Raw genomic sequence first — 12,057 nt, 5'->3', positions numbered from 1 at the left:
TTTTATTTTATTGATACAGGGCATCAGTAAACTGGCTGTCCCCATCTGTTTCTTTTATCACTGAACCGTTTGCCTGCGGGATAAAAGTCACCACACTTAATGTTTGCTTTGTTTTATTCAGCCGCATTAATCGCATGGTACCATTACCGCCGTTACGATCTTTAGCGCCACCATAAGGCTCGCTTTGCCTCGACTGATAGTCGGAAAGATAGGTTTTAATCGTATTGCCGTTATAGGTATCTTTTCTATAACCTTCGCCGGCGATATGGCCGCCCAGCATTAAAAATACGTTACCATGATTTTTAGCCATTTCATAAATACCCGTACCCTGGCGCGTAAAATTACTCTGCAGACTATTATCACCTGCGCCTGGTTTATCGCCACTGGTTGTGCCTTTGGGCTTACCCAGCATGCTGTGGCATACCAGTATCGCTTTCCTGTCGGACTGCGCACTTAACACACTATCAGCCCATTGAAGCATTTGCTTTTCGTAGGCTTCATTATATCCCTTATAATCCGGTTGATTGAAGGCGAAATACATGACCATGTATTTATCTCCATTGGCAGTAAAAAGGTCAAAGTGCGTATCATTATTATTGTTATTGCCTAATGCACCTCCGTACCAGGGACGGTTACCAAAATGTGCTTTGCCAAAATAACGTGTATACTGTGTGGTATCGCTGCCTGCTGAAGCTGTTCCGTTGGGTGTTTGATCATGATTACCCACGGCCAGACCGTAAGGAATATTGGTAGCATCCAGGCGATACATCTCCGACCGGGCACGCTCCCACTCAACCGGTGCATTATGATCGGTTATATCACCCAGGTGAATTTATACGCGATTTTCTCCTTCTGGTAATTTTTGATCAGCCAGTCAACCTGGTTCTGAAACATGCTCATTTTGCCGCCATACCGTAGGGCGGTGTAATACTGGGTATCGGGTAAAACTGCGATAGACGCATACTCATCGCCTTTATCTACGCCATAATCTGTGAGTACCGATGCCGTTTTGCAACTAAAAATGCCTGCTATAAAGAATAACAGAAAAAACTTCTTGTTCATAACGTTGGGGTATAAAAAATTAAAATGGCGGCAACAATAATAACGATAATCGATCTATTTCTGGTTTTGCTGTTAAGAAATTATTATTTCAAACGTTTGATTTGTTTACGGGGCCTGTTTAACCTAATGTAATGCTCACCACACTCAACCGGGGAAGTTTGATATTCAGCGCTTCGTTTTCAATTTTAGCGCCGTTAAACGCCGCCGGAACCACTTTATTTTTATTTTCAAAGGTATTAATATCAGTAAAACTTTTGGATGTTAGTATCCTTCCATTAACCGTCTTATAGTTTTTACCTTTAAGCGATACATTCAGTGTTATATCTTTTGCTGCATCGATATTCACAAGGGTAATATGCATTTTGCCATTGGAGTCCAGCGATGCCGAAGCGTTGATGGCAGGGATCTTTTCTCCGCCGCTTACATAATCTGGTGTAGTAAAGCTCATAGGAATCAACTTAGCATCCATATGCCCCATAAACAGGTCAAATACATGGTAAGTAGGCGTCAGCAGCATTTCCTTTCCTTTTGTTAATACAATAGACTGCAACACGTTCACCGTTTGTGCCAGATTGGCCATCTTTACACGGTCTGCATGATTATTAAATATATTTAAGGTGGTACCGGCAATCAGCGCATCTCTTAAACTATTTTGCTGGTACAGGAAACCAGGATTGGTGCCAGGCTCTATATCCGTCCATATGCCCCATTCATCTACCACCAGCGCTACACGTTTTTCTTTATCATATTTATCCATGATAGCCGAATGTTTCTGCACCAACTCTTCCATGTGCAGGCAATTCTTCATGGTTTTAAAATACTCCTGCTCATTAAAGGCTGTGGCAGAGCCCTTGCTACCGTTCCAGTTGCCGGTAGGTAGCGTGTAGTAGTGTAATGTCACCCCCACATCTGGTTACGCGGAACATTTTTCATCAACACTTCCGTCCACCGGTAATCACCGGCATTGGCGCCGCTTGCAATTTTTTTCAATGGAGCTCCCGGATAATTACGCGCGTAAGTAGCGTATCGTTTATAGAGATCGGCATAATACTCCGGCGTCATATTTCCCCGCAGCCCCAGCTCTCATTACCAACGCCCCAATAAGTTACTTTCCAGGGCTGTTCCCGGCCGTTTTGCTTTCTCAGTTCGGTCATGGTACTTTGTGCGGGAGAGTTCAGATACTCCACCCATTTAGCCATTTCTTCTACGGTACCGCTGCCTACATTACCCGCAACATAAGGCTCTGTATTTAAGAGGCCGCATAACTCTAAAAACTCATGGGTACCGAAGCTATTATCTTCTGAAACGCCGCCCCAGTTAGTATTTACCATTTTCGGCCGATCGGCTGGTTTACCGATACCATCCCGCCAATGATATTCATCTGCAAAACATCCGCCGGGCCAACGCAGGTTAGGTATTTTAATTTTCTTTAGCGCATCTACCACATCCAGCCTGATGCGTCCCTGCTTTCTTACATCCATTTTTTCATCTACCCAAAAACCATCATAAATACAACGACCCAGGTGCTCAGCAAAATGCCCATATATATGTTTGCTAATGGTAGTTTGCGCTTCATCGGTATTTAATGTGGTGGTTACTACCTGTGCATTCATTCCGGCTCCTAAAACTGTTGCCAGCAGGGCCAGCGTCATTTTCTTCATGGCAATTGTATTTTTAATTGTTAATCGTACAATTAAAAATAATAAATAAATTTTTGATAACAAAACTGTATTTATACAAATTCCATTTGTATTTGTAATAATATATATATTAAAAATCAAGAATTTATAAGACAGTTTACAATATCCACCTATTTTCTTTACAATTCCCCCCTGATCACTTTGCACCTTATACTAGTTTAGTTGCTATATCGGAACAGTTAGGTTGAAAGCAACCAAAAACTTTAACGCTTGCTTGTCAGCATTTTTTAAGTTGCGATCGTTACACCCGTTTACTGTCTTGCTTTTTCAAAAAATTACCAATTATTATGAAGAAAACAAAATTCACCCTGCTATTAGCTGCTTTTTTGATCGCGTCGTTTACCAGAATTATGGCAGATGACCGGATATTAATTAATGTCCCCACTGGTGGGAATTCTTATATTACTGCGGGATCAAAACCGGGTGCTAAAATCAATCATTACTCGCCCTATGGCATAACCAGTTGGATTCACCTTTCAACTGTAATCAGCACTTATGTTAAAATTAAAAACACTGGCACGCTGAATGTAGGAATAAGAGCCAAGGGTCCTCAAACCAATACGATCCGTTTGACGGTAAACGGGCAATCGTTCAGTAAAAGCATTCCCGCGGCTACTGCTTATACCGATCACTATTTCGGTACGGTAAATATTACTGACACGGGCTATATCAAAATTGACATACAGGGCACAACGAGGGCCGGAAGTATCGTTGCTGATGTTATGGATATTATGATTGGGGGTGATGCCACCGCCGTTGCGCCGGTGTACGCTGCCGAACCTTCTACAACCCCTGGCGCGGGGTTCTACTGGGTGCGCCGGGGTTCATCGCTTAACCTCAGTTTTGCCAAGCCGTCTGGAAATTATCAATGGATGTATCACGAACTTATGGTACCGGCAGGTAATGATCCCATCGGAACTTACTATATGTCTAATGGCTTCTCTGGTGGCTACATGGGCATACAGGTGAATAGCGAAACGGAAAGAAGAGTTCTTTTTTCAGTTTGGAATCCATCAGATATGAGTAACGGTGGTACGGTGGTAGTGAAGACCGGAGATAATGTAGCCGGAGGCAGTTTTAGCGGTGAAGGAGAAGGCACTAATACCATATTTCCTTTTCAATGGATAACGGGTAATAAGTACGGTTTTTAACGAAAATTGTACCCGATGGGGCAGGTAATACTTTGTATTCAGCCTGGTTTTATGCACCTGAGTCAGGTTCCTGGAAATTTATTGCCACTTTCAGAAGACCCAATACTAACAGCTACGTTGCAAGTCCCGGGTCTTTCCTGGAAGGCTTTAATCCTGAAAACGGCTACTTAACCAGCAAAGCATATTATAGCAACTTCTGGTTCAAGGAAAGTGCTACTTCCGGATCGTGGACGCCCTCCACTTCAGCCACGTTTATACCAGATGGTATAGCTAAGGGTAACAACAGGCAGGACTACCAGGGAGGAATAGAAAACGGAGCTTTCTTTATGAGACATAATGGATTCTTTAACGACTATGGGCCAAACATAAACACAAGCTTCCATATGCCTGAAGAGCCAACCCCGGATGTAGACCTGAGCAGTCTTGAAGCAGAAGCACAGGCACTTCCGGTAACCTTTGGCATTATAAACGCCCATATTAAAGCAGATATCCTCAAGGTAAACTGGAACAGTCTGGCAGAAACTAACAATGACTTTTTTGATATCGAGGCGTCAGTAAACGGTACTGTGTTTAAAAAAATAGGAACTATCAACTCTAAAGCCGCTAACGGCAATTCCAGCACCGCTATTGACTATAGTTTTGATATCAATGTTTCTGATATAGCCGGAAAACTGGGTATCCCTGCTTTCGCTGCATTTTTAGTTATAGGCTTTATAGGCATAAATTTTAAAAGAAGGAATTTTAGAAATTTTGCTTTTGCTACAAGCCTCTTCTTAACTGCAGGTATACAGGCCTGTGACAAAAACCCGGCTGAAGCTCTAACCAACGACGAAAAAGAAAAAATATTTATCAGGATTGCACAGGTAGATCAGAATGGCAACACAACCTACTCAACAACCGTGACTGCTATTGTTGAGTAGTTTGTTTTAATAAAGCCCGGGTTGCCGGGCTTTATTAATTCTAAAAGTTATATCTAACTACCTGCGTTATCTAACGCAACCAGGTCTTCTTGCGAAAGTGATAATTCTGGAGCCGCAAATAAAGCTTCCAACTGGTCTTTGCTAGTGGCGCTTACAATAGGCGCTGCTATACCAGGTTGTGCTAACAACCAGGCTAAAGCAACAGTTGCTGGTGTACTGTTATGACGGGCTGCAACCTGGTCTAAAGCGTCTAATACGGCTACTCCTTTTTCGTTCAGGTATTTTGCAGCACCGGCCCCTCGTGCACTTTTATTAAAATCAGCTTCGCTGCGATATTTACCTGTTAAAAAACCTGCAGCCAGGGACCAGTAAGGGAATACCGACAAATTATATTGTTGCACAAGAGCCGCATATTCCTTTTCATATTTTTCCCGTTCCACCAAGTTATAATGCGGCTGCAATGCTACATAGCGGGGCAGGTTATTTTTTTCTGAAGCCTCAAAAGAGGCTACCAGTCTTTCAGGAGATAGATTGGAAGCAGCTATATACCTTACTTTCCCCGCCTTGATTATTTCATCATAAGCCGACAAGGTTTCTTCTACCGGGGTTTTATTATCGTCGAAATGGGTATAATACAAATCAATATGATCGGTTTGTAAACGTTGCAGAGACTCATCAACCGAATTTAAGATATGCGCTTTGCTGATATCGTAACCATGCTCTTTGGTTTCCGAACCTACTTTAGTTGCCAGCACAATCTTATCGCGGTTATTGCGGGCTTTTATCCATTTACCAATGATCGTTTCTGACTGTCCGCCAGTACCATTTACCCACCAGGCATAGGTATCTGCGGTGTCGATAAAATTATAGCCCTTATCTACAAAAGCATCCAGTATATCAAAGGATTGCTGCTCGTCTAAGGTCCAGCCAAATACATTACCACCAAAATTTAACGGAGCTATCTCCAGATTGGTATTCGAAATTTTAACCTTGTTCATTTATTTTATTTTTATAGGATATGTTTATAAAAAACACTGGTTCTATAAAAAGGTTGAAAGAAACAGGTATTATAGCAAAACAAACTGAAATCATTTTGCCTGTAACAGCTTCATGGATTTCGCATATCGTTTTCCCAGTTCCCGTGCCGATGGTGTATCAAAATGCAGATGATCGCCCTTATCGACCAGGTCCCTGGCAGTAACAACAGATGCATAGGGTAGCTCCCCGGGTAGCCGATTGATGACTGCATTAATAAAATTCCGTTTATTAAAATAGCCGATTTCACCTGCTACAAAAGGCAATTTATCATTGGAGAAGCCCTTACGAAAACGCTGTACTAACAATACCAGTTCCTGCAGGTATTGTTTAGATTTCAGCGAATCGTTGTCAGCTTCTCCCTGGTGCCAGATGATACCCTTCAACACTCCTTTTTGCATGGCTATTTTTGTACGCTGTATGGCATCATCGTAGGGATGCGCATTAAAATAGGTAGCTCCGGGGCTCCAAACCTTTATGGGCGATCCACCCCAGGCACAGGGAATCAGGCCGATAGTAATATCCTTGTTTTCGCCCAGCATTTCATTAGCAAAGCTAATAGCCGGTCCCACCCCGCCATTTTGGGTTTATCAAAATGAACGGGGTCCGTTGCCGGCACCCAGTTATTCGTTGAGTCCAACATCAGGATCTTTTCATTAGTCAACCTGCTTTGCGCATCGGGTTTACCCCGCCCAGCCATATTAGATTGTCCCACCAAAAGGTATAGGTGGATATTACTATCTGGCTTTTCAGATTGGGCTGCTGAACTGATAGTCAGCAGGCAAGATATGATACCGCCACATATGTTAAGGATACACTTCATACTATAATATCGAATGAGCAATGCCCATTTCCAGGCCTCTTAACTCAGCCAACCCACGCAAACGACCAATACAGGAATATCCCGGATTTGTTTTTTGCGCAGGTCATCTACCATCTGATGGCCATGATCGGGGCGAACCGGCAAAGACACTTGTCGTTTTTGTTGTAGCAGCACGAGTTCTTTCATCACTGCATACATATTGGCATCGCCTTCGAGGTGATTTGCTTCGTAGAAATCGCCGTCCTCATTTCGTTGAGTAGAACGCAGGTGAATAAAGTTAACCCTATCACCCAGATTGTGTAGCATTGCAGGCAAATCATTCTGCGCAATTACTCCAAAAGAACCCGTACAATAACACAGCCCGTTAGAAGCATTAGGAACAGCTGCTACCAATTGTTGAAAGTCAGCTTCTGTGCTCATGATCCGGGGCAGGCCCAGGATCGCATAAGGAGGATCATCCGGGTGAATAGCCAGTTTCACGCCCACTTCATCCGCCACCGGTGCCACTTCTGATAGGAAATGAATCAGGTTAGCTCTTAACCTTTCTGCATCCGTACGTTTATACCGATCTAATTGTTTTTGAAATTCTTCGAGGGTGAAGCTTTCTTCTGCCCCAGGCAAGCCTGCGATCATATTCCCTACAAGTGTGCTCTTTTCTTCTTCACTCATGCTTTCCAGTCTTACCCTTGCCTTGTTTAACTCTACTTCAGCATAATCTTTTTCTGCGCCGGGACGCTTTAACAGGAACACATCAAAAGCTATAAAAGCAGCTCTTTCAAAGCGTAGTGCTTTGGATCCATCAGGCATCGTATAAGCCAGGTCGGTACGTGTCCAGTCTAATACGGGCATAAAATTATAGGTAACAATACGAATATCGCATGCTGCCAGGTTGCGGATACTTTGCTTATAGTTATCGATATACTTTAAATACGCCCCTTCCTGCGTTTTAATATGTTCATGAACCGGTACACTTTCTACCACCGACCAGGTAAGGCCCACGGCTTCAATTTCCGCCTTGCGTTTCTGAATTTCCTCCACTGTCCATACTTCCCCGTTTTTAATATGATGCAAAGCTGTTACTACACCGGTGGCACCAGCCTGTTTCACGTCCCATAACGAAACCGGATCACTAGGGCCATACCAGCGCCATGTTTGTTCAAATAATTTCATTCGTAATTCTTTTTTGGTCCGCTAAGATAACTATTGTATGTATTTCATTTCTCTTAGCCACTCTAAAGTAATTTCGGGCCACATATTCGCAGAGCCAGGATTTTTATTTACCGTATAGCCATGCCCTCCATAAGGAAATATATGTAAGGACGAGTTGACTCCTGCTCCTTTTAATGCCTGGTAGAATACCATACTATTTAATGAAGACACGGTGCGGTCGTCGTTACCATGGATCAGCAATGTAGGTGGAGTAAATGTCGTAACCCTGTTCTCATTGGAGTATAAAGCTACGAGGCGCTCAGGCGGTGCGGCCCCGATAAGACGGTCGCGGCTGCCTTTATGTGCTATATCCTCTTTGAAAGAAATGACAGCTGAAACCAGGATCATAAAATCGGGACGAAATGAATAGTGATCCAGCTCATCTCCAATGGCACTCACATCTTCAAAGTGCGTTCCCAGGCTGGATGCCACATGGCCACCCGCCGAAGTGCCAGCTACCCCTATCCGGCTGGTATCGATCGCCCATTTAGCAGCATTGGCATGTATCAACCGCATCGCTCTCTGTGCATCCTGCAAAGGTGCTTTTTCAGGATTGATCAGATCCTGTGAGCCCGGCAGGCGATGACAAAGCACAAAAGCATTAATTCCTTTTGACTGGTAATATAAAGCAGTTGCATTTTTTGAGTAATCGGCAGGGAGTCTCAGGTAGCCACCACCGGGGACAATCAGGATGGCTGAACCTGTATTTTTTTCCTTGGCCGCCGGATACGCATAGATCCGCGGCTCAGTAGTGGTAAACAAATACTCTTTTACAATACTGTCTTTTATTTGCAGTCTCTTGCTATTAGGCATTTTTCCTTCGGACCAGAGTACTATCTTTTCCTGGGCTTGCAGGCAGATCGCTGACTGCATCCCTAAAAGGATCAACAACGCCTTAAGTATGTGTTTACTTTTCATTTTATTCCAATTCAACTTTTAATACCTGAGCAATATCAGATGGTGTGCGTGTTTTATGAGGTATGGTGATCAATAGCTGCTCATTCGTTTGTGTAAAGCTACAGCTAGCAGGTTCTTTTAAACCTAATACTGTTACGGATTTCACTACCGATTTAGTATCTGCCAGTCCCAGCTTTTTCAGCTGTATGTACTCACCATTACGAGGCCAGTCTAAAAAGATCGTATATAAAGCTTTATCTTTTTTGTATAATAAACCCGATATCCCTGTGCCGTGGTTTCTGTAGCTATCGAATAAGGCCGTGTACCATAGATCGATTCACCGTAAGACCAAAGCCAAACACCCACATTAGCCATCACATCTTTCTGATCCTGCGGAAAGCTGCCATCCGCCATTGGCGAAAGATTCAATAACATCTGCCCGTTATTACTCACTACTTCTATTAGTTTATGAATGATGTCTTTTGCGGTTTTGATCTGCATGCCTTTTACATAGCCCCAGGAATAATGATAACCGGTTCCAATTGCGTAATCGCAAAGCCAGGGTGTTGGCTCTATTTTATCAGGGTTACGACTTTCATGATCGAGCATACCTACATTGGTGGGCAGCTCTTTATTCTTGTAAGTAATGATCACTTCCTGGTTATGTTTATGCCCCTCATTAAAATAGTTGGCTATATAGTTTAATTTGTAAGGATCCGGTATCTGGTCGAGACCGATATCGAAGTACATGATATCCGGATGATACTTATTTACCACTTCATTGCTCTTATCCTGCCACATCTGCAGCCATTCTTCATGCTTCATCTGCGAGCCATACATCTTTTTAAACTTAGGATCGGCAGCTGCCCAGTGCGGCTTTACTTTAAGATAGGTATAGTTGGTAGGATGATGTAAGGATGCAAAGAACTTCATATCGCGGGATTTGATAGCTGTGGCCAGCTCACCGATCACGTCCCTTTTAGGTCCCATATTTTTGGCGTTGAAAGGGGTATACTTGCTATCCCACATAGAAAAGCCATCATGATGCTCGGCTACCGTTCCTGCAAAACGGGCGCCACTTTCTTTAAATAATTGCGCCCATTCGTTCGCGTCAAATTTCTCTGCTTTAAACATGGGAATGAAGTCATGGTAGCCAAACTTAGACAAAGGCCCGTATAACGCTTCCTGTCTACGCCAGGTACCCATTTTATCATAAGAAGAATCCTGGTGCATGTAATAATAGTATTGCTCATTATCGTAAGCTGGTACGCTGTATACACCCCAATGACAGTAAATACCAAACTTGGCATCCCTGATCCATTCGGGTACGGGGTTATGGTTGCCTACGGATTCCCAGGTTGGTTGATAAGGGCTTGGCTGGCTATTGGCGGTAAGGGCACTCGCCATCCATAACAGAGAAAGAGATATTTTTTAAGCTTATTATTTTTCATGCACCTGTTTTGTTTAGAGTCTTCAGATTATTAATTGGTACAGATGCCAATCAATACATGGGAGTATTTCGATCATGAACATGGTTCGTCAGGCTCACCATGACATCCATTTCTGTATCTAGCTGCCTCCTATTTCAACGGCACCAATTGAACCGTCCCCCTAATCCCGACGGCAGTACTTTCCATTTACCGGCATCGAAATCTTTATAGTTGATATTTACAAAATTGATCTCGTGGTAATTGCGCCATACTTCACCTTTTAAATCCATATTGCGGATACGGTTGGCCATCAGGTTGCATACTTCAATGTTGATAGTATTATTGCCTGGCTTTAAATATTGGCCGATCCTTTTTCAAAAGGCAGGCTCCAGATCAATCCGGCATCTTTGCCGTTAACAATAATCCTTGCTGACTCATATAATTGATCCAGCTGCAGCAGGTAATCTGCTGCTTTATTTTTCAGAACAAAGGAAGTGGTGTACACACCTGTTCCGGAAAAAGCCTGTGTGCGGGGATCGTTTGTAAAATCGGTCCACGGTTTCACACCCGCCAACTGGCGTGTTGCTGGTAGTTCGGGCCCGCCCTCTTTAAAGCTTAATGTCCATTTATTATTTTGCAGTTGAATTGCTTCTCCCGCGGGTTCTGAATATTTATAAGCAGTTGCTTCTTCTTTCTTGTCCGTAAGTTTTATGATTACAGATGCACCCGATTTTAACTGTAGCCGGAAGCCCGTTGTGGCGTTATCATTTTGATGTGCTACTTTATTTACTAATCCGCTAACCGGATCCATTACCAAAACAGTTGCTGCACTATTCTGAAGAGTAATAGCTTTATCGAAATCATTAGCTGTATTGTTCACAATAAAATAGTAATGTGCATCAGACAGTTTTCTGCGAATGAATTTCAAACCATTATCAGCAATAGCTTCCCTGTCTATTTTTAAGTGAGCCAAAGCATCATGCATATTACCAACAATGATCTTGCCTTTGTCCACTGCAGCAAGCTTCAACTTATTATTCTCAGAGAACGATAAGCCATCAATCAGCCGTTTCAATTCCTGTCTTTGCTGCTCCACATCTTTATAGCCCGGTACATCCTTTGGAAATTGCTCTATTACAACAGAAGCCCCTTCGGATGCCAGTCTGACAATATTTTTAAAAGTAGCTACGGGCATTTTCTCAGCCGCAGGGACTAGCAATGCTTTATGTTGACCACCCTTAGGAGCAATACCAAACTGTGTTCCGTTAGCCTTAGCCTGTTCCAACATTTTATCGGAGACGAAGTCCAGCGCATAACCTTCATTCTGCAAAGACACCAGGTTTTTATAAAAAGCCGTCGGATGCAACCAATCATCTACATGATGCACGGACAGCGGTTTATCCATACCTTTTGCATTATGCCATATATCATATACAGGCCAGTAGATGGCCAGTTCATTATCTGGCATACCAGCCTGCAGTACCGACTGGCAGTGGGCGATATAATCATTCAATCCTTTTAAATGCGGCCATAAACTATTGTTGGGAACAAAGTTTACTGATGCATAAAACAACCAGCCCGGCCATTTGGCATCGGCAGGACTATAAGTTGTACCATGATAAAATACATGATTGATGCCCGAAAGAAAGACCTGATCTACTTCAGGCTTACACTGGCTCCAGGAGGTTTTAAAATGTTCACTCAACCAGGTAAAAGTTTCACAGCTGGTTAATGGCTTTCCATAAGCATGGGCAGCAGATGACGCAAATTTCAACATATTGGGATCGGGATCCACATTCCTGATATCAGCACTATCACGTCTCAAGCCTT

General features: G+C 43.1%; 12 protein-coding genes and 2 pseudogenes. 1 reads left to right on the top strand and 13 read right to left on the bottom strand.

Annotated features, from left to right (window positions below):
- Positions 1-7: 7 nt before the first annotated feature.
- The 5 genes from MKP07_RS18430 to MKP07_RS18410 all read right to left on the bottom strand — a co-directional run bounded on the left by MKP07_RS18430 (position 8) and on the right by MKP07_RS18410 (position 2,723).
- Complete coding sequence (locus tag MKP07_RS18430; RefSeq protein WP_317236050.1) at positions 8-817, bottom strand: metallophosphoesterase family protein; 810 nt, start codon at positions 815-817, stop codon at positions 8-10.
- The gene (locus MKP07_RS18425; RefSeq protein ID WP_240848489.1) at positions 814-1,062 is read right to left on the bottom strand and encodes a hypothetical protein; all 249 of its coding nucleotides are present in this window, start codon (positions 1,060-1,062) and stop codon (positions 814-816) included. Before MKP07_RS18425 ends, MKP07_RS18430 begins: the two co-directional genes overlap by 4 nt.
- A gap of 118 nt (positions 1,063-1,180) precedes the next feature.
- Positions 1,181-1,963 (bottom strand): alpha-L-arabinofuranosidase C-terminal domain-containing protein, encoded by a 783-nt coding sequence (locus tag MKP07_RS18420; RefSeq protein WP_240848488.1) that lies wholly within the window; start codon positions 1,961-1,963, stop codon positions 1,181-1,183.
- Complete coding sequence (locus tag MKP07_RS18415) at positions 1,960-2,124, bottom strand: hypothetical protein (protein WP_240848487.1); 165 nt, start codon at positions 2,122-2,124, stop codon at positions 1,960-1,962. The genes MKP07_RS18420 and MKP07_RS18415 overlap by 4 nt, the downstream gene beginning before the upstream one ends.
- Positions 2,121-2,723, bottom strand: a complete 603-nt coding sequence (locus tag MKP07_RS18410) for a hypothetical protein (protein WP_240848486.1) — start codon at positions 2,721-2,723, stop codon at positions 2,121-2,123. Before MKP07_RS18410 ends, MKP07_RS18415 begins: the two co-directional genes overlap by 4 nt.
- Before the next feature lie 326 nt (positions 2,724-3,049).
- Between MKP07_RS18410 and MKP07_RS42710 the strand changes: the two are divergent.
- Positions 3,050-4,833, top strand: a pseudogene (locus MKP07_RS42710) (DUF3472 domain-containing protein).
- 53 nt (positions 4,834-4,886) lie between these two features.
- Here the strand turns inward: MKP07_RS42710 and MKP07_RS18395 are convergent.
- The 8 genes and pseudogenes from MKP07_RS18395 to MKP07_RS38925 form a co-directional block, all read right to left on the bottom strand.
- Positions 4,887-5,831, bottom strand: a complete 945-nt coding sequence (locus tag MKP07_RS18395; RefSeq protein ID WP_240848483.1) for an aldo/keto reductase — start codon at positions 5,829-5,831, stop codon at positions 4,887-4,889.
- 90 nt (positions 5,832-5,921) lie between these two features.
- Positions 5,922-6,568: pseudogene (locus tag MKP07_RS18390) on the bottom strand (sialate O-acetylesterase).
- Between the two features lie 162 nt (positions 6,569-6,730).
- Entirely contained in the window at positions 6,731-7,861 is a 1,131-nt protein-coding gene (gene uxuA, locus MKP07_RS18385; RefSeq protein ID WP_240848482.1) for a mannonate dehydratase, read from the bottom strand.
- A gap of 30 nt (positions 7,862-7,891) precedes the next feature.
- Positions 7,892-8,818, bottom strand: a complete 927-nt coding sequence (locus MKP07_RS18380) for an alpha/beta hydrolase (RefSeq protein ID WP_240848481.1) — start codon at positions 8,816-8,818, stop codon at positions 7,892-7,894.
- 1 nt (position 8,819) lies between these two features.
- Positions 8,820-9,005, bottom strand: coding sequence for a hypothetical protein (locus MKP07_RS18375; RefSeq protein ID WP_394803670.1), 186 nt, complete (start codon positions 9,003-9,005; stop codon positions 8,820-8,822).
- A gap of 23 nt (positions 9,006-9,028) precedes the next feature.
- Positions 9,029-10,204, bottom strand: coding sequence for an alpha-L-fucosidase (locus MKP07_RS18370; protein WP_240848480.1), 1,176 nt, complete (start codon positions 10,202-10,204; stop codon positions 9,029-9,031).
- A 178-nt stretch (positions 10,205-10,382) separates the two neighbouring features.
- Complete coding sequence (locus MKP07_RS18365) at positions 10,383-10,538, bottom strand: hypothetical protein (RefSeq protein ID WP_240848479.1); 156 nt, start codon at positions 10,536-10,538, stop codon at positions 10,383-10,385.
- 41 nt (positions 10,539-10,579) lie between these two features.
- Complete coding sequence (locus MKP07_RS38925) at positions 10,580-12,052, bottom strand: glycosyl hydrolase (protein WP_262919359.1); 1,473 nt, start codon at positions 12,050-12,052, stop codon at positions 10,580-10,582.
- Positions 12,053-12,057: the final 5 nt, after the last annotated feature.

This window comes from Paraniabella hibiscisoli, from assembly GCF_022512515.1.
Lineage (GTDB): Bacteria > Bacteroidota > Bacteroidia > Chitinophagales > Chitinophagaceae > Niabella > Niabella hibiscisoli.
Note: the sequence above shows the minus strand (reverse complement) of the source record. Positions and strands in the feature narration are given on the sequence as shown.

What these genes read in the sequence shown, in the direction of transcription:
- MKP07_RS18410 (WP_240848486.1), bottom strand. Translation starts at nt 2,723, where the DNA reads ATGAAGAAAATGACGCTGGCCCTGCTGGCAACAGTTTTAGGAGCCGGA.
- MKP07_RS18365 (WP_240848479.1), bottom strand. Translation starts at nt 10,538, where the DNA reads ATGGCCAACCGTATCCGCAATATGGATTTAAAAGGTGAAGTATGGCGC.
- MKP07_RS18370 (WP_240848480.1), bottom strand. Translation starts at nt 10,204, where the DNA reads ATGGCGAGTGCCCTTACCGCCAATAGCCAGCCAAGCCCTTATCAACCA.
- MKP07_RS18415 (WP_240848487.1), bottom strand. Translation starts at nt 2,124, where the DNA reads ATGACGCCGGAGTATTATGCCGATCTCTATAAACGATACGCTACTTAC.
- uxuA (WP_240848482.1), bottom strand. Translation starts at nt 7,861, where the DNA reads ATGAAATTATTTGAACAAACATGGCGCTGGTATGGCCCTAGTGATCCG.
- MKP07_RS18380 (WP_240848481.1), bottom strand. Translation starts at nt 8,818, where the DNA reads ATGAAAAGTAAACACATACTTAAGGCGTTGTTGATCCTTTTAGGGATG.
- MKP07_RS18425 (WP_240848489.1), bottom strand. Translation starts at nt 1,062, where the DNA reads ATGAACAAGAAGTTTTTTCTGTTATTCTTTATAGCAGGCATTTTTAGT.
- MKP07_RS18395 (WP_240848483.1), bottom strand. Translation starts at nt 5,831, where the DNA reads ATGAACAAGGTTAAAATTTCGAATACCAATCTGGAGATAGCTCCGTTA.